Genomic DNA, 17,578 nt, shown 5'->3' on the forward strand with positions numbered 1-17,578 from the left:
GGAGGTCCCGCGACTGCCGCCTCGGTGGGTGACGCCGCGGGTGGGTCTCGGTTCTGCCGCACTGTGAGACAACGTGGCACGAATCGTTATCGAATCGTCACCCGATTCCTGTGGTCCTCACAGGTCCGCATCCCACACTTGAATCATGAACACCTCATCGAGATTCAATGGGAGTCCTCGCGGCTCGTTGGCCGGTGCGAGAAAACGGCTCGCCGCCGATGCGGCCACGCACCGCGTCGTCTCGGAACGGTCGGTCGTGATCTCGCACAGCCGCCGGGCCTGGTCATCCAGCGAGCCCCAGTCCTTGATGGCGACGCCACGTGGCAGGCTCGTCGAGCCGGACCTTGTCCGGCGCCTGGACGGAGTCCGTGAAGACTTGGAAGCGTCTCTGTCTCGCGGTGAAATCACGCAGGAGCAGCTTGAGAAATTCCTCGATCGCATGGAGGGCCGGCTCCTGGAGGAACAGGGCTCGAATCCCAACTCCTAGCCCCGCTTCGCCCCTGCGACGCAGCGGGTGCCTTTGATCACAATGGAGATCCGGGCCCGCCCTCGGTTTGTGCATCCCGCGAGTCTTTGGGTACTGTTGAACCCGCTCCCGTTGCCGGGGGCATGGATCCTTCCGGGCCGAAACGGTTCGGTGGAACACTCGGCAGATTACCCGAGCGGCCAAAGGGGGCTGACTGTAAATCAGCTGGCACTGCCTACGGGGGTTCGAATCCCTCATCTGCCACCGCAGCACAAGCCGCGAACTCTCCGAAGAGTTCGCGGCTTGTTCGTTTTAAGACGTCGTCGGCCGGACAACCGTCCCGGACCCGGCACCTGATCACTGGTTCGCGTTGCGAATCGTACCCAGGAATGCGGCGGCCCGATCCTGCACCTGCAGAAAAGTCCCGGCGGGTGAGCCGTGGGTGAACGTCCTGGGCTGCTGGAATCTCGAAATGTAGTGTCGGGGCCATGCCGACTATTGAATTGACGCAAGACAACCTCAACGACACGATTTCGAACAACGACATCGTCCTGGTGGATTTCTGGGCCGAATGGTGCGGGCCGTGCAAGCAGTTCGCTCCGGTCTTCGAATCCGCATCGGAAAAGTACGAGGACGTCGTCTTCGGAAAGGTGGACACCGAGGACCAGCAGCAGCTTGCTGCCGCTGCGGGAATCACCTCGATCCCTACTCTGATGGCCTTCCGCGAGCAGACGCTCGTCTTCGCCCAGCCCGGCGCCCTGAACGGGTCGCAGCTGGAACAAGTGATTGAGGCCGTTCAGGGCCTCGACATGGACGACGTGCGCCGCCAGATGGCCGAGGCCGAGAAGGAAGCCGCCGAACAGCAGGGCCAGCAGGAGGCCGACCCCGGCCAGGCCTGATCCTTCCGGGGCGGTAGGCCCCGGGTCACAGACTTTTCATCACCCGGCGAGCGACCGAGGGGCGACCCTTGGTCCTCGCCGGGGTTCTTTAACGGTGGACAGACCCAGCAGACGGACCACACGCTGCCGATTTCCTGCCCAGGGTCTGAGCAATTCGAGCATGCGCGTGTCGTCGCCTCGACGTCCCTCCAGGGCGTAACAGACCCCGTGGGCCAGGTGGTAGTCGCCCACACTGATCGCGTCGGGCAACCCGTGCGACCTCTGCATTGCTTCGGCGATGGTCCACGCTCCGATCCCCGGAACGGCGGAGAGTTGGCGGGCGACGTCGCCCGGCCCGGCGGACTCAGCGAACCGCAGCAGCGACGGGGCCCGTTCGGCGAGGGAACGAACCGCGCGTACTCGATGCGCGTCCACGCCCGCACGGCGCCACTCCCAGGACGGGACGGACAGCCACTCCTGCGGCGTCGGGAACGCGACCATGCCTTCCGGTGGGTGCGGTACGCCGTGAGGGGCAGGCGCCGGATCGGAGCCGATCCGTCGCACCATCCGCTGCCAGGCACCGATGGCCTCGCTGCCGGTGACCCGTTGCTCGAAGATCGCAGTGACCGTCTGTTTGAAAATCCAGCCCGTCGAGCACAGACGCAGCCCGGGGTGCAATCGGTAGGCCGCCCTGGCATGGTGCGGGAGCAGGCCGAACTCGGGGGAGGAGGCGAAAACGGACCAGTCGTCCTCGAGACCGACGAGACGGCCTGCCGACGCCAAGAAGACGTCGACTTCGTCCCGATCCTGGCCCCAGGCCACGACGTCGATCGGAGCCCCCGCCAGGAGGCCGGACGTGGCCGACTGATCGAGAACCGCAGCGATCCCGTGCCCTTCGTGTTCCGGCACGCGCGCGGTCAGAAAGACTCGGGTCCGGTGAGGCGAAGTCTGCACGGAAATCGTCGGATCGTGGGAACCGCGACGAAGAACCGACACACTGCGTGCCAGGTCCACCGGTGCCTCGAAAGTCAGCCGGCGTTCGGCGCAGTATACGGTGGACATGCGCTCCATCATCGCACGAGCAGACAGGGACCGGGCAGTTCTTCGCCCGAGCCATGCCTTGCTCGACGAACCGACATATCCCGATGTCGCCGCAACCACGCCCCGACGACAATCCGCAGGCCACCCACATGAGCGATACCTCAGCGACACGAACCACCCACGGGCAGATCACCCCCACCTCTCCAGTGCGGTCGCATCTCTCGCGCCGAATTCCACGAGCGGTCGCGTGCGTGCTCGGCCTTGCGGCGGCGGCCGTCTACACGGCGATCTCGCTCGTGCAATGGGGGCTGATGGAGACGCCGTCGTGGGACCTGGCGATCTTCACCCAAGCCCTCAAGCAGTACGCCGGCCTCGCCCCGCCCGTGGTCAATATCAAGGGGTACGGCTTCAATCTCCTGGGCGACCATTTCCATCCCATCCTGGTGCTGCTGGCACCGCTCTACGCTCTCTTGCCTTCCGGGCTGACCCTGATGGTCGTCCAGGACCTCTTGCTGGCACTCGCCGTCGGCGTCTTCGCGTGGTACGGGACCCGGTACCTCGGTGTTGTGCGCGGTGCGTGCCTGGCTCTGGGATTCGCCGCGAGCTTCGGGGTCCTGGAAGCGATCCGGGTGCAATTCCACGAGGTCGCCTTTGCTGTGCCGCTCATGGCCCTGGCCCTGTGCTCGGTCGCGACCGGACGGTTGCGTGCCGCACTCTTGTGGGCGGCACCGCTGGTCTTCGTCAAGGAAGACCTGGGCGTTACCGCCGCCATGGTGGGGGTCCTGGTCGTCGCCCGTTATATCCGCGACGGCGGTCTGGGGATACGGTCGGGCCGGATGACGTACCGCAGGGCCATCGGCTCGCCGCTCGTTGTCCAGGGCATCGGGCTCATCGTCTGGGGACTTTCTTGGAGCGCGACCGCCGTTTTCCTGATCCTTCCGGCCCTGAATCCCCGCGGACACTTCGACTACGGCGGATCGGTGGACGTGTGGGGTGCGCTCGCCGACCCGTTGCAGGCCCTGGGGCTGATGTTCTTCCCCTGGGCCAAATCGCAGACGCTGCTCCTGCTGGCGGTGACCGGTGCCCTGGTATTCCTCAGGTCCCCGGTGGTGTGGGTCGGCGTCCCGACCCTGGTGTGGCGATTTCTGTCCGACAACCCCGGGTACTGGGAACCGACCTGGCACTACAACCTCGTGCTGATGCCGGTGGTCTTCGCGGCGGTGTTCGACGCCGCGCTGCGCGTTCGACCGATCCGGGCGACAAGTGTCGCGAGGGCTGTGGAGCGCATGACGGCGGCGGGCCCCGTGCTTGCGGCCGGGATCGCGGTTGTCCTGGTCGCGGGGTCGACCGCGAGTCCGCTGCTTTCGCCCGACCAGTCGCGGTCACCGGGCAGCATTGCGGCCAAACAAGAGGCCCTCCGCAGGATTCCCCAGGGCGCGAGCGTCGCGAGCGACCTCTCGGTGCTGACCTACCTGGTTCCTGACCATGACGTCCGGTGGATCGGGCACCGGTCGGACCCGGCCCCCGACTACCTCGTGCTCGACCGCACGACCGGAACGTGGAATGGGGCTGGCACGGAAGAACTCGAGGCGACCGCGGCGTCGATGTACGGCGGTCGTTACGCTGCGCTCCAGGACGATCACGGCGTCGTCGTCCTGGAGCGGAGGAGGTGAGCGATGCGTCACCATGGAGCGGAAAATCCCCGTGGATGCGGTAAGCTGGCGAATACTACCGGGATTCCCCGTTTTGTGCCGAGTCAGTCCCGAACCTTTTGAGGGACCCGGCCGTTGCATGACGTGTATTAGCTCGCCGCCGTGCCCACCCGAGACAACCGATCCTTGAGATCGACAGAGGTGCGCCCAGAGAAGAAACACCATTTCCTGAATGCCTCAGGAAGTGTTTGCGGGCAGATTCAAGGGGACAGAACCGGCCGCCGCCCATGAGGGACGGTGCGTGAAACCCCAACTCCATAAGGACCAATTGGTGACTCAACCCAACCAGACCCTGCCCGAAAACGCTTCCGCCGCCGCGACCGACGTCGCCGAGCCCGAGGACAACACCGTTCGCTTCACCGATCTCGGCCTCGACGGCCGCGTTCTGGGGGCTCTCGAGAAAGTCGGATACGAGAAGCCCTCACCGATCCAGGCCGAGACCATCCCGTTGCTGCTCGAAGGGCGCGACGTCGTCGGCCTCGCGCAGACCGGTACCGGGAAGACCGCTGCCTTCGCTGTGCCGGCCCTGTCCCATCTCGCCGAGCTTTCCGACGTCAACGGGACCAACCGCGACACCCAGGTGCTCGTCCTGGCCCCGACGCGCGAACTCGCCCTCCAGGTGGGCGAGGCCTTCTCGTCCTACGCGAGCGAAATGCCCGACTTCACCGTCCTGCCGGTCTACGGCGGTTCGCCCTACGGTCCGCAGCTGGCCGGGCTCCGTCGGGGCGCGCAGGTCGTCGTCGGCACTCCGGGCCGCGTGATCGACCACCTCAAGCGCGGCTCGCTGGACCTGTCCAACATCAAGCACCTCGTTCTCGACGAGGCCGACGAGATGCTTCGGATGGGCTTTGCCGAAGATGTCGAGCAGATCCTGGCCAAGACGCCCGAGGAAAAGCAGGTCGCCCTGTTCTCGGCAACCATGCCCAAGTCGATCCGCAAGCTCGCGGAACAGTACCTTCACGATCCGGTCGAGGTTCGCGTCGAGTCCAAGACGACGACGGCGGCCAACATCCGCCAGCGCTACATGCAGGTCATGCACTCCCACAAGCTGGACGCCATGACTCGCGTCCTCGAGGTCGAGGAGTACGACGGCGTCATCGCCTTCGTGCGGACCAAGAAGGAGACGGAGGAAGTCGCCGAGAAGCTTCGCGCTCGGGGCTTCCAGGCCGCGGCCATCAACGGTGACATTCCCCAGAACCTCCGTGAGCGCACCGTTCAGTCTCTCCGCGACGGTCGTGTGGACATCCTCGTGGCGACCGACGTCGCCGCCCGAGGCCTCGACGTCGAGCGCATCAGCCTCGTGGTCAACTTCGACATCCCGCACGACACCGAGTCCTACGTCCACCGGATCGGCCGTACGGGCCGCGCCGGCCGTGAGGGCGAGGCCATTCTGTTCATGACGCCGCGCGAGAAGTACCTGTTGCGCCAGATCGAGAAGGCCACGCGCCAGAAGGTCGAGCTCATGCACATGCCGAGCGCGGACGACGTGAACGCCACTCGTCTCCAGCGCTTCGCCCAGCAGATCACCGACACGATCGAGTCGGAGGATCTGACGGTCTTCAAGGACCTGGTCGAGAAGTACGAGAGCGAACACGATGTTCCTGCGCAGGACATCGCGGCCGCGATCGCCGTCATCGCCCAGAACGGCCGTTCCTTCCTCGTCGAGGAGCTGCCGACCAAGGCGGCCCCGCGCGGGCGCGAGGACCGCGGGGGTCGTCCCGAGAAGTCCGGTCGGAAGCGCAGCGACGAAGGCTTGACCACGTACAAGATTCAGGTCGGTCACGAACAGCGCGTGTCCCCGGGATCCATCGTCGGTGCCCTCACGAACGAAGGCGGCCTCGACGGGTCGCAGGTCGGGAACATCGATATCCGGGGCGGTTTCTCCCTGGTCGACCTCCCGAAGGACCTGAACCTCGGCGATCTGAGCGATATCCGCATCAACGGCAATCCGCTGGACATCCAGCCCGACCGTGGCGGCAACCGTGGTGGCGGTCAGCGCGGCGGACATCGTTCGGGCGGGTACCGTGGCGGACGCGGCGGCAACCGTGGGGACCGCGGCGGTCGCGACGACCGTGGCGGCTACCGCGGGGACCGTGGTGCGCGCAAAGGCGGCTTCCGGAAGTTCTAGACTTCCTTGTGAGTAACGGCACCCTGTACGGATTTGTCGGACTATCCGCTCGTCTGTATAGTTTTATGTCGTTGCCCCGATAGCTCAGTGGTAGAGCGCCATCTTGGTAAGATGGAGGTCCCGGGATCGATTCCCGGTCGGGGCTCTCATGTTGAGGGCCTGCGTCGAGCTCATGCTCGGCGTGGGCGCTTTCATGCCTGGCGGTGTAGCTCAGCTGGTTAGAGCGCACGACTCATAATCGTGAGGTCGACGGATCGAGCCCGTCCACCGCTACCAACAACGAACCCCGTTCCGCGAGGCGCCCAGCCGCGCAGGGACGGGGTTCTTCTGTGTTCGGGCGGTCCGCGACGAAGCACGGCAGCCCCGAGGACGGGCAATGGGCCGGGCGGTAAAGTGTTGGCGGAAGACTCATGCACCGTGGCCAGACCACATGCGGGTTCGGCGCACACGTGGTGCATCACGCCATGAACGACACAACATGAGGAGCAGCATGTCCGACACGAAGGGCATCGCCGAGGACCTCCAGGGGCGCGTCTACTCCAACGCCCCGGTCTACTCGGTGTCCCGCGAAAAGATCCGCGAATTCGCCCGAGCCGTCAAGGCCCAGTCCGCGGCACACCACGATGTCGCCGCGGCCCGCGAACTGGGCTACGCCGACGTGGTCGCTCCACCGACCTTCGCCATCATCGTGAGCCAGGCCGCCGACGCCGAGCTCATTCAGGATCCGACGGCCGGGATCGATTTTTCGCGCGTGGTTCACGCCGACCAGCGTTTTACGCACCATCGGCCCATTGTGGCCGGTGACGAGCTCTCGGCAACAGTGCACGTCGATTCCGTGCGAACGATGGGTGGTGGGGCGATGGTCACCACTCGAGAAGAGATCGTGGACCAGGAAGGAAACCCCGTGACCACGGCCCTTTCGTCCCTGCTGGTACGAGGCGAGGAATAGTATGCAGACACCGAATGCAGCATCAGTCGAAAAAGGCCAGTCCGTCGGCCGCCGGGAAATCCAGGTCAGCCGGGCCGATCTGGTTGCCTACGCGGGAGCCAGCGGCGACTTCAACCCGATCCACTGGAACGAGCGTTTCGCGCGGGCCGTCGGACTGCCGGGAGTCATCGCCCACGGCATGTTCACCATGGGTACGGCCGTCCAGCTCGTGACGGACTGGGTGGGGGATCCCGGGCGGATCCTGGACTACCAGACCCGATTCACCAAGCCCGTGCCGGTTCCGGACGCGCAGGCGGATGCGAGCCCGGCATCCGGTGGAACCACCATCACCGTCGAAGGAAAAATCGGTGCGGTCGACGAGGAGAAGGGAACCGCGCGCGTGGATCTCACGGTCTCGGCCCCCGACGAAGACGGCAAGGAGCAGAAAGTCCTGGTCAAGGCCCAGGCGCTCGTTCGCCTGTAGGACCCGAGCAGATGGCCGGGACATCTTGACTGGCCTCCCTGGGCTCGTCTGGAATTGAGTACCGACACATCGACGTGCCGGCCCCACATCGCGGAGTGGCCGAACGGCCATTTTCGCCCGTCGGGGACGGCACGTTCGTTGTCTGACCGGCCATGGTCCGGAAGCATCCACTCGCAGGCACACCAGAGGGAAAGAAGCTCGCCTATCTCATCGCACCAGATCACCACCAAGTCCTGGTTCTATTCCGTCCTGGGTATCTACCTGGTCAGCGGGCTCTCCATCTCCGCCTGGCTCGTTCGAGTGCCCGCGATCGCCCAGGAGCTGAACCTGTCCGCCGGGCCCCTGGGTCTCCTGCTGCTGACCCAGACGGTCGGTGCCTTCTTGTCCGTTTCCGCCTCCGGCATGGTCGTGATGAAGCTCGGTGCGCAGAAGACTCTGTGGCTCACCTTCGCCCTGATGATGGTCGGCGGCCTCGGCCTCGCGGTCGGGGTCTCCTTCCTGCACTCGGTCCTCGTGGCCGGAATCGGCCTGGGGCTCTTCGGCCTCGGCCAGGCCACCTATTCGGTCGGTGCGAACGTGCAGGGCGCGGCCGTTGAGCGTGCCCTGAAGAAGCAGCGTATGCCCCTGATGCACGGGTGCTTCTCGATCGGCACGGTCATCGGATCGATCGTCGGAACCGCGATGACAGCGGTGGGAGTCTCGGTGTTCTGGCACATGCTGAGCGTCTACATCGTGGCGATCATCCTGGTCGTCCTTTCCCTGCGCAACACCAGGCACGAGGGCGAGGACATCCACCCCGGCACCACGGGTCTCATGGCCATCGTCTCCTCGGACGAGGGACAGGGCACCTTCACGATCCGTCATGCCTGGTCCGAGAAGAGGACAGTCCTCCTGGGCATTTTCGTGCTCGGAATGGCCCTGGCGGAAGGTTCCGCCAACGACTGGGTGGCCCTCGCCCTCACCGATGGGTACGGCGCGAGCGCCTCCGTCGGCGCCGTGGGGTACGGGCTGTTCGTGGCGGCCATGACCACGGGTCGGCTCCTGGGCACCGGGTTGCTCAACATGTACGGGCGCGTCGCCGTCATGCGGGTGGCGTGCATCCTTGCCGTGATCGGCCTCGGGACCTTCGTCGTCTCACCATGGATCGGGCTCGGAATGGTCGCGATCTTCGTGTGGGGTACCGGCGCGGCCCTCGGATTCCCGGTCGGTATGTCCGCAGCCGCTGACGATCCCTTCCGGGCCTCCGCGAGGGTCTCGGTGGTCTCGACCGTGGGCTACGGCGCGTTCCTCGGTGGGCCGCCCCTGCTCGGCGTTCTGGGGGAGGCCCTGGGGGTCCGGAACGGCCTCGCCGTGGTGCTTGTGCTCGTGGTCGTGTCCCTGTGCCTCGTCCCTCAGCTCACGTCGCCCGACCGGCGCAACCGTCCCGAGCCCAAGGACGAGCCCGCGCGATGGGTCAACGAGGGCGAGGACCTGGCAGACGAGGACACCACCGAGAGGCCCATGTCCATGGACGATGCCCTGCGCGCCAGAAAGCGGCACGGGGACAAGAACGGGGACGAGTCCTGACGTTCTTCCTCACGTCACCGCTGGTCCGTTGCGGGTCGAGCGCTGGTTAGACTGGACCACGTGACTGAAACCCTTTTGAGTGAATTGACGACCCTCGGTGTGGGCGGACCCGCCGGATCCTATGTGCGTGCCGATGATGAAGAGAGCATCATCGACGCCGTCCGGGAAGCGGATGCGAGCGGCAAACCGTTGCTGGTGCTGGGTGGCGGATCCAATCTCGTCATTGCGGACCGCGGTTTCGACGGCACGGTCGTGCACGTCGCCTCCCGCGGATTCGACGTTCTCTCGGAGGACAACGGCCGGGTCAGGCTCTGGGCCGCCGCGGGCGAACCATGGGACGATCTGGTCCGCAGCAGCCTCGACCAGGGACTCAGCGGTCTGGAGACACTGTCGGGAATTCCGGGGATCACGGGCGCGACGCCGGTACAGAACGTCGGTGCGTACGGGACCGAGATCTCCCAGCACTTCGGGGCGGCCCACGTCTACGACCGCCGCACCGGAACTCGTTGCCGATTCACCGGGGACGACCTCGCCTTCGCTTACCGCACGTCCATGCTCAAGCGCGAGATCCATGACGGCTCACCCCGGTACGTGGTTCTCGCTGTCGAGTTCGTGCTCGAGAGAGCCCAGAACTCCCAGCCGATTCGATACGCCGAGCTCGCGCGCCGCCTGGGCGTCGAGGTCGGGGACCGCGCCCCGGCACCCACGGTTCGTGAAACGGTCCTGGAATTGCGTGCCGGCAAGGGCATGGTTCTGGACCCCGCGGACCGCGACACCTTCAGCACCGGTTCTTTCTTCACGAATCCGATCATTCCGGCGGACACGCAGCTTCCCGTGCCCGACGACGCCCCACGCTACCCCGTCCTGGATCCCGCGGGCAGGGTCGACGAATCCAAGACCAAGCTCTCGGCCGCGTGGCTCATTCAGCACGCGGGTTTCGACAAGGGTTTCGGTCTGGAAGGAGAGTCCGCCCGCATCGCCGGCGGGCGTGCGTCCCTCTCGACCAAACACACGCTTGCCATCAGCAACAGGGGAGCGGCAACCGCGGAGGACGTGCTTGCCATCGCCCGGGCTGTCAGGGACGGTGTGGCCGAGACCTTCGGCGTCCGGCTCGAGGCCGAACCCGTGATCGTGGGTGCGGAAATCTAGTAGCCTGCGACCTTTCCTGGTCAACTGTTCGCCGAGACTCGGGGAAATCACAGGTGGATCGGTCAAGCTGGGGTTTGAGCCCGGGGTTTGGTCACAGATCGACGGATTCTGGGACGGAAGCCAGTATGCTGGTCGTAGAAGTACAGGTCCCGCGGATCGTTCCTCCCTCAAGGAGTGGTCCAGGGTCCCGCACATCGGATTCCACTCAGGAGCAGGGGGTGCCCGTGGGAATCGAAAAGGAAATCGAACAAGGCCAACGCGAAGGCCGTTTGCACCATGCGCTGACACGGTTTCGTGCCTTCACCGGACGCCATCCGGTGCTTCGCCTGGTGCACAAGGTGTTGGTGTCCTTCCTCGGAGGCGTGATCGTTCTCGCCGGCGTCGTCATGCTCGTGACGCCGGGGCCGGGGTGGTTGGCGATCTTCCTGGGTCTGGGCATTCTCGCCACCGAGTACCCGATTGTGCACCGTTTCAACCAATGGGCGAAGTCCAAAGTGGTGGGCGTCTGGCATCGTTTCTCGGCGTGGCGCGCGGAACGCTCGGTGCGTCGTGCACGAGCCCAGGAACAACGGTCTCGGGACCGCATCGCGAAGAAACAGAGCAGAGAACTCCTGGAGGCCCAGTTCCGGCGCAGCCACAATTGCGCTCCGCACCGCCCGCTGGCGTCTCCCCGTCTGGTCATGCCTCGATCCGCGGGTCGAGCCCGCCGCATCGGCCGTATGCCGAGGGTCTAGGGGGAACAAAGCAGGTCCGGGTGGGCCCCAGTCACCCGGCTTGCGGTCAGGACCGAGAGCTCACTGCTCGGAGCTCAGCGGTGTCTCCTCGTCGATGACGCGACGAACCAGGGCCTCGGCCTCGTTCTGATTGAGGCCGATGTTCTTCAGTTCCGCGAGGAACTTGTGGGTCAGTCTCAGAGCCTTGTCTTCCACACTGGAACCCGCCCGGACGAAGCTCCCGGCGCGTCCCTTCGTCTCAACGACCCCCGCCGCCTCCAGCTCCTTGTACGCCTTGGCCACCGTGTTGTTGGCCAGATGGAGCGACGCCGCAAGTTTCCGCACCGGAGGCAAGCGTGTGCCCGACTCCAGCTCTCCCGTGTGCCGGGCCTCGACCACGCGGCGTCGAAGTTGGGCATACGGTGGTACCCCGGAATCGAGGCGCACGGAGAAGAACTCGCGAGCCGCGCCGTCGTCGGTCCAATCGATGGTCCTGGGCGCTTCCTGACCGGCCCTGGGTTCCTGATCCTTCACGGTGGTCTCCTAGAGGGTCCCGGTAGCGATGGCGAGCATGCGGCGGACGGGTTCGGCCGCGCCCCACAACAGCTGGTCACCGACGGTGAAGGCCGAGATGTACTCCGGCCCCATGGCAAGCTTGCGGATGCGTCCGACCGGGATGGAGAGCGTCCCGGACGCCGCGACCGGAGTCAGGGCGTCCATCGTCGCTTCCTTGGTGTTGGGGATGACCCGCGACCATTCATTGTCCCGGTCGATGATGTTTTCGATCTCTTCGACCGGCAGATCGTCGGTCAGCTTGATGGTCAGCGCCTGTGAATGGGACCGCATGGCGGCGATGCGGACGCACAAGCCGTCCATGATGACCCTGTCCTCGTCGGACAGCCCCAGGATCTTGTTGGTTTCGGCGTCGGCCTTCCACTCTTCGCGGGACTGCCCATTGCCCAGGTCGGCATCGATCCAGGGGATGAGAGAACCGGCCAGGGGCACGCCGAACTGTTCCGTGTCCATGCCGCCCGAGCGCTGGATGTCCAGGGCCTTGCGATCGATATCGAGGATCGCGGAGGCCGGGTCGTCGAGTTCCGCGGCCACGGACGCCGAGATGTCGCGGAATCCCTTGAGGACTTCGCGCATGTGCCGGGCCCCGCCACCGGATGCGGCCTGATAGGTCATGGCCGTGGTCCAATCCACGAGACCTTCCCGGAAGAGCCCACCCAGGCCCATGAGAAGACAGGAGACCGTGCAGTTTCCCCCGACGAAGTCCTTGATGCCGCGATCGAGACCCTGATCGATGACGTCGCGGTTCACGGGGTCGAGAACGATGACGGAGTCATCGTTCATGCGCAGCGTCGACGCGGCATCGATCCACAGCCCGTCCCAGCCTCGTTCGCGCAAGCGAGGATGGACCGATTTCGTGTAGTCGCCACCCTGCGTGGTCACGATGATCGGGAGCTTGGCCAGCTCATCGATGTCGTAGGCGTCCTTGAGCGTACCCGTGTCCGAGACGCCCGAGAAGCTCGGGGCAGCGCCGCCCGCGTTCGACGTCGAAAAGAACACCGGGTCGATTTGCTGGAAGTCCTTTTCTTCCTCCATGCGCTTCATGAGCACGGAACCCACCATGCCGCGCCAACCGACAAAACCTACAGAATCTCCGGACCGAAATGCCATGATGCTCAGTGTACCGACAGACCGAGGACTTGGGCCTCCGGTCGTGACACATGTCAATCTGCATCGTCACGCCCGGTCGGGCCTGTCTCGTTACCTGGTGAATTCGAGGAATCTGTAGGCGATGTGCGCCGGATGAAGGACGCCGTCGGCATCGGCGAGGCGGCCCCTTTCCTCGACTCCGGAGCCGAGCTCGGTCATGGCCCATTCGGAATCGAGTTCGGGGGCGCACCGGTCCCCGGGAACTGTGACGTCGAGTTCCGTGACCACGGCCCGGGTCAGTCGGCCGTCGATCACGCCCGGAAGGTCGGCGAGCCCCAGAGCCTGCTCGTAGACCCGCGAACCGCCGATGATCCACAGGTCGTTTCCGCTTCTCGGCGCTTCATTGGCCACGGAGAGGGCCTTGGCGATCGAGTCGGTCCAGATGGCGCCGTCATGATGAGCGTGTCCGTCGACCGTGTCGGCCGCCGTCGGGATCGAGCCTGTCAGGACGATGTTGGTCCTGCCCGGCAGCGGGCGGAATCGTTCGGGAAAGGACTCCCAGGTACTGCGGCCCATGATGACGGGACAACCCGACGTCGTGCTCTTGAAGAAGGCGAGGTCGGCGGGAACGGACCACGGCATGGCGCCGCCGAGGCCGATGACGCCGCCGCGGGCCTGTGCCCAGATGGCGGAAAGACGTGGGGGCTCCGTGCCGGCGGGGACTGATGTCATACCGCGATGGGAGCCTTGATCGGCGGGTGGGGATCGTAACCGTGGACGGAGAGGTCGTCGAGTTCGTAGAGGTCGATCGAGCTGCGATGGCCCACTTCGAGAGTGGGATACGGCCGCGGCTGCCGGGAAAGTTGTAATTCCACTTGTTCCCGGTGGTTGTCGTAGATGTGGCAGTCGCCGCCGGTCCACACGAAGTCCCCCGGAACCATGCCGACCTGGTCGGCGACCAAGTGGGTCAGAAGTGCGTAGGAGGCGATGTTGAACGGGACGCCGAGGAACATGTCGGCCGAGCGCTGGTACAGCTGGCAGGACAGCCGGTCCGGTCCACTCTCCACGGGCTCGACGTAGAACTGGAACAGCGCGTGGCACGGGGGAAGGGCCATCTCATCCACTTCGGCAGGATTCCAGGCGCTGACCACGTGGCGGCGGGAGTACGGGTTCGTGCGCAAGGACTCGATGACCTTGCCGATCTGGTCGATGGATTCCCCGTTCGGGGCCGGCCACGACCGCCACTGAGCGCCGTAGACCGGACCGAGGTCCCCGTTCTCGTCGGCCCACTCGTCCCAGATGTGCACGTTGCGGTCCTGAAGCCAGCGGATATTGGTCGAGCCCCGGAGGAACCACAGCAACTCCACGGCCACTGCTTTGAAACGGACCGTCTTGGTGGTCAGGAGAGGGAAGGCCGTCGAGAGATCGTAGCGAATCTGGCGGCCGAAGACCGACGTCGTGCCGGTTCCGGTCCTGTCTCCTCGGTGATTGCCGTGGTCCAGGATGTCTCTCAGAAGGTCTTCGTACGGAGTCGGTACGAGCTGCGGGCTAGTCGTCAAAGGGATCAATCTTCTCCAGGGATACGACACGGTCACGGTGCTTGAGGCTGATGTTCAGCACCAGCATCTGTCCCGGTGTCAGGTACGGGTCCTTGGTCGGTAGAGATTTACGCAGGTCCTTCGGCAAATGATGGCCGATGACCTTGAGGATGGTGGGCAGCACCGGCCGGTGCGTGCACAAGACCGTCGAGTGGTTCGACTCGAAGAGCGATTCCATCAATTTCGCGGCCTTGGCCGGCTTGCGCTTGTGCTCGGCTTCGGTCAGTCGGTTCTTTTCCTTGATGCCGAGACCGTTGGCCTTCGCGTAGCCCGCGACGGTCTGCATGCATCGTAGCCAGGGACTGGAGACGATCTTGCCGGGCTTCCAGGCGTCGAGCAACCTCCAGACGGCGTGTGCCTGGCGTTTGCCGGTCGCGGCCAGAGGGCGGTCGCTTTCGGCTCGTGACCACGTGGAACGCGGCTTGGCCTTGGCGTGCCGGACCACGATGATCTGTCGCGTCCTCAGGTCGCCGGCCTCGTGCAGCTCAAGAAGACAGTCGAGGGGCAAACGGTCCGAGGAATTCGTCAGCCGTTCCCTGGCGACGTCGGGGCGGACCCACTCGAGCCGGTCGACCTCACCGGCGTCCTCTTTCGCCGTGGTCCCCGGGGAGATCTCGGAGGCCCAGTAGTGGACTTCCTTCTTTCCTCGGGAGACCTTGTACTTCGTCCTGGCCAGGGGCGGCCCGAGAAGAATCTTGAGGCCGACTTCCTCACGAACCTCGCGCACGGCCGTCTCGGCGATGGACTCGCCGTCGTCCTGCTTGCCCTTGGGCCACGACCAGTCGTCGTACTTGGGGCGGTGGATGACAAGGACTTCGAGGCCCGCGCTCGACTCGCGCCAGCATATGGCGCCCGCGGCGACCACCGCCGGGGAGTTCTTGGAATCGTCTGACATCGAGTGTGAATCCTTCGGTGAAGTGCTGTGATGATGCGTGGGCGAGATCGGTCGACGACCCCGGTCACTGACCCGGGTACATGCCTCGTTGGGAGCGCGATTCCAACAACCTGGACTGGACGTCACGCAGGGGAGTCCCGTCCGCCGCGCGCGAGAATCGTGTCCAGGTTCCGTCCGATTCCAGGTGCCAGTTGGCCGTCTTCTCCGACATGTACATCCCGATCATGTCCAGAAGGTACCGGATATGCACCGGGTCCTTGATCCGCACCAGGGCCTCGACCCGTCGATCCAGGTTACGGTGCATCATGTCGGCCGACCCAATGTAGGCGACCGGTTTGCCTCCGTTCTCGAAAGTGAAGACCCGCGAGTGCTCGAGGAACCGGCCCAGGACCGACCTGACACGGATGTTCTCCGAAAGCCCAGGAACGCCGGGTCGGAGCGCGCAAATGCCTCGGACCACGATGTTGACCTCCACGCCGGCCTGCGAGGCCCTGTACAAGGAATCGATGATGGCTTCGTCCACCATCGAATTGCACTTGATCTGGATCCTGGCGTTCAGACCGGCGCGCTTGTGCGAGATCTCGCGGTTGATGCGGTCGATCAGCCCGGAGCGCAACGACCTCGGCGCGACCAGCAGCGACTTGTAGGCCGTCTTGGGCGCGTACCCCGAGAGCTGGTTGAACAGGCGCGAGACGTCCTCTGCGACCTGGGGGTCGCAGGTCAGCAGGCCCAAATCCTCGTAGAAGCGGGCCGTCGACGGGTGGTAGTTGCCGGTGCCGATGTGGCAGTAGCGGCGCAGGCCGTCCGATTCCTTGCGCACAACCAGGGACAACTTGCAGTGGGTCTTGAGCCCCACGATCCCGTAGACGACGTGCACCCCGGCTTCCTCAAGTTTGCGGGCCCACGAGATATTCGCTTGTTCGTCGAACCGAGCCTTGATTTCGACGACGGCCAGAACCTGCTTGCCGGCCTCCGCGGCCTCGATGAGCGCATCGACGATGGGGGAGTCTCCCGACGTCCGATACAACGTCTGCTTGATGGCCATGACCTGGGGATCCGACGCCGCCTGTTCCAGAAAGGCCTGGACACTTGTCGCGAAGGAATCGTAAGGATGCTGCAGGAGCACGTCGTGCTCCCGCGTCGCGGAGAACACGTCGGCCGCCTTCGCGGTCTCGGCGGCGTTGAGGAAACGGCTCGTGTGCGCGATGTGCTTGGGATAATGCAATGACGGCCGATTGACCTTGACGATGCCGGTCATGCCGCGCAGATCCAAGGGCGCGGGCAGACGGTAGACCTCGGCGTCGTCGACCCTCAATTCGGAGACCAGGAGGTCGAGGATGGCCGGATTGATGGTGTCCTCGACCTCGAGTCGCACGGGCGGTCCGAAACGACGCCGCAACAACTCCTTCTCCAGAGCCTGCAGGAGGTTCTCGGCGTCGTCCTCTTCGACCTCGAGGTCCTCATTGCGCGTCACGCGGAAGACGTGGTGCTCCACGACCTCCATGCCCGGGAAGAGCTCGTCCAGATGCTCGGCGATGATGGCTTCCAGGGGAATGAACCGTGCCGACCGAGACGGGGAATTCGCATGGCGGGAACCATCGACCGAAATCATCCGGTCCAGCTGGTCCGGGACCTTGATGCGGGCGAACAATTCCTTGCCGGTCTGGGGGTTGCGGACGATGACCGCGAGGTTCAGGGACAGACCGGAGATGTACGGGAAGGGGTGGGCCGGGTCCACGGCCAGCGGGGTCAGGATCGGGAAGACCCGTTCCCGGAACTGGCCCGAAAGCCTTTCCTGCGCCTGGGCTTCGAGATCGTCCCAGCCGACCACGTGCAATCCGGCTTTCTCCAGTTCCGGCAGGACCTGGTTGTGGAAGACTTCGGCATGGTGCTGTTGCAGGCGGTGAGCCGATTCGCTGATCAGCTCCATTTGCTCGTCCGGGGTCAGGCCGGAGGCCGACGGGACTGCGATGCCCGTGGCAATCCTGCGTTTGAGCCCGGCGACTCGCACCATGAAGAACTCATCGAGGTTGGATGCCACGATCGACAGGAAATTCAGGCGCTCGAGCAGGTACAAGGACGGGTCCTCGGCCAGTTCGAGGACTCGGGTGTTGAAATCCAGCCACGAGGACTCGCGGTCCGCAAACCGTTCCGGGCCGAAGTCCCCCTGGAGCAGCGGTGTCGAGAACTGCTCCGGAGCGTCGATGCGATCTCCGCGAGTTTCGGCGCGCTCGATCTTGGCGATGTTTGTGGCCTGGCCGGGGTGGGTCAGATTGTTCTGCCCGGTCTCCGTGACCGCCTCGGGGTCGGCATGGACCGTGTCCTCATCGGTCACCGCGGACGACGGCGCGTACATCT

General features: G+C 65.1%; 16 protein-coding genes and 3 tRNA genes. 12 read left to right on the forward strand and 7 right to left on the reverse strand.

What is annotated here, in order from left to right; genetic code table 11:
• Positions 1–145: 145 nt before the first annotated feature.
• The 3 genes from EWU68_RS00005 (at position 146) to trxA (ending at position 1,365) form a co-directional block, all read left to right on the forward strand.
• Positions 146–487, forward strand: coding sequence for a hypothetical protein (locus EWU68_RS00005; protein ID WP_129313842.1), 342 nt, complete (start codon positions 146–148; stop codon positions 485–487).
• A gap of 161 nt (positions 488–648) precedes the next feature.
• A tRNA-Tyr gene (locus EWU68_RS00010) sits at positions 649–730 on the forward strand.
• Positions 731–954: 224 nt separating this feature from the next.
• On the forward strand, positions 955–1,365 hold the full coding sequence (gene trxA, locus EWU68_RS00015) for a thioredoxin (RefSeq protein WP_129313843.1): 411 nt from the start codon (positions 955–957) through the stop codon (positions 1,363–1,365).
• Between the two features lie 39 nt (positions 1,366–1,404).
• Here the strand turns inward: trxA and EWU68_RS00020 are convergent, their stop codons facing one another.
• Positions 1,405–2,406, reverse strand: coding sequence for a DNA-3-methyladenine glycosylase family protein (locus EWU68_RS00020; RefSeq protein WP_129313844.1), 1,002 nt, complete (start codon positions 2,404–2,406; stop codon positions 1,405–1,407).
• Positions 2,407–2,534: 128 nt separating this feature from the next.
• Between EWU68_RS00020 and EWU68_RS00025 the strand changes: the two genes are divergently transcribed.
• The 9 genes from EWU68_RS00025 to EWU68_RS00065 all read left to right on the forward strand — a co-directional run bounded on the left by EWU68_RS00025 (position 2,535) and on the right by EWU68_RS00065 (position 11,086).
• The gene (locus tag EWU68_RS00025) at positions 2,535–4,058 is read left to right on the forward strand and encodes a DUF2079 domain-containing protein (protein ID WP_162421317.1); all 1,524 of its coding nucleotides are present in this window, start codon (positions 2,535–2,537) and stop codon (positions 4,056–4,058) included.
• 211 nt (positions 4,059–4,269) lie between these two features.
• Positions 4,270–6,225 carry a DEAD/DEAH box helicase gene (locus tag EWU68_RS00030; protein ID WP_129313846.1) on the forward strand — a complete coding sequence of 652 codons (1,956 nt, stop codon included), beginning with the start codon at positions 4,270–4,272 and terminating at the stop codon, positions 6,223–6,225.
• A 73-nt stretch (positions 6,226–6,298) separates the two neighbouring features.
• Positions 6,299–6,370, forward strand: a tRNA-Thr gene (locus EWU68_RS00035).
• 54 nt (positions 6,371–6,424) lie between these two features.
• Positions 6,425–6,501, forward strand: a tRNA-Met gene (locus EWU68_RS00040).
• Between the two features lie 214 nt (positions 6,502–6,715).
• Entirely contained in the window at positions 6,716–7,174 is a 459-nt protein-coding gene (locus tag EWU68_RS00045) for an FAS1-like dehydratase domain-containing protein (protein ID WP_129313847.1), read from the forward strand.
• A gap of 1 nt (position 7,175) precedes the next feature.
• On the forward strand, positions 7,176–7,637 hold the full coding sequence (locus EWU68_RS00050) for a MaoC family dehydratase (RefSeq protein ID WP_129313848.1): 462 nt from the start codon (positions 7,176–7,178) through the stop codon (positions 7,635–7,637).
• Between the two features lie 138 nt (positions 7,638–7,775).
• The gene (locus tag EWU68_RS00055; protein WP_238692218.1) at positions 7,776–9,203 is read left to right on the forward strand and encodes an MFS transporter; all 1,428 of its coding nucleotides are present in this window, start codon (positions 7,776–7,778) and stop codon (positions 9,201–9,203) included.
• A 60-nt stretch (positions 9,204–9,263) separates the two neighbouring features.
• A complete protein-coding gene (locus EWU68_RS00060; protein WP_129313849.1) occupies positions 9,264–10,352 on the forward strand; it encodes a UDP-N-acetylmuramate dehydrogenase in 1,089 nt (362 codons plus the stop codon).
• Positions 10,353–10,576: 224 nt separating this feature from the next.
• Entirely contained in the window at positions 10,577–11,086 is a 510-nt protein-coding gene (locus EWU68_RS00065; protein ID WP_238692219.1) for a PGPGW domain-containing protein, read from the forward strand.
• 60 nt (positions 11,087–11,146) lie between these two features.
• Here EWU68_RS00065 and EWU68_RS00070 read toward each other — a convergent pair whose 3' ends face one another.
• From EWU68_RS00070 to EWU68_RS13180, 6 genes are all read right to left on the reverse strand, one after another.
• Positions 11,147–11,599, reverse strand: a complete 453-nt coding sequence (locus tag EWU68_RS00070; protein ID WP_238692220.1) for a GntR family transcriptional regulator — start codon at positions 11,597–11,599, stop codon at positions 11,147–11,149.
• Between the two features lie 9 nt (positions 11,600–11,608).
• On the reverse strand, positions 11,609–12,748 hold the full coding sequence (asd, locus tag EWU68_RS00075) for an aspartate-semialdehyde dehydrogenase (RefSeq protein WP_129313851.1): 1,140 nt from the start codon (positions 12,746–12,748) through the stop codon (positions 11,609–11,611).
• A 90-nt stretch (positions 12,749–12,838) separates the two neighbouring features.
• Positions 12,839–13,459: a dihydrofolate reductase gene (locus EWU68_RS00080; protein ID WP_129313852.1), complete on the reverse strand. Its 621-nt coding sequence runs from the start codon at positions 13,457–13,459 to the stop codon at positions 12,839–12,841.
• Positions 13,456–14,286: a thymidylate synthase gene (locus EWU68_RS00085; RefSeq protein WP_129313853.1), complete on the reverse strand. Its 831-nt coding sequence runs from the start codon at positions 14,284–14,286 to the stop codon at positions 13,456–13,458. Before EWU68_RS00085 ends, EWU68_RS00080 begins: the two co-directional genes overlap by 4 nt.
• Positions 14,276–15,220: an NUDIX hydrolase gene (locus EWU68_RS00090; protein WP_129313854.1), complete on the reverse strand. Its 945-nt coding sequence runs from the start codon at positions 15,218–15,220 to the stop codon at positions 14,276–14,278. The genes EWU68_RS00085 and EWU68_RS00090 overlap by 11 nt, the downstream gene beginning before the upstream one ends.
• Positions 15,221–15,284: 64 nt before the next feature.
• Positions 15,285–17,576 carry an RNA degradosome polyphosphate kinase gene (locus EWU68_RS13180; protein ID WP_420852868.1) on the reverse strand — a complete coding sequence of 764 codons (2,292 nt, stop codon included), beginning with the start codon at positions 17,574–17,576 and terminating at the stop codon, positions 15,285–15,287.
• Between the last annotated feature and the right edge of the window lie 2 nt (positions 17,577–17,578).

The organism is Rothia koreensis, from assembly GCF_004136575.1.
GTDB classification, from domain to species: domain Bacteria; phylum Actinomycetota; class Actinomycetes; order Actinomycetales; family Micrococcaceae; genus Rothia; species Rothia koreensis.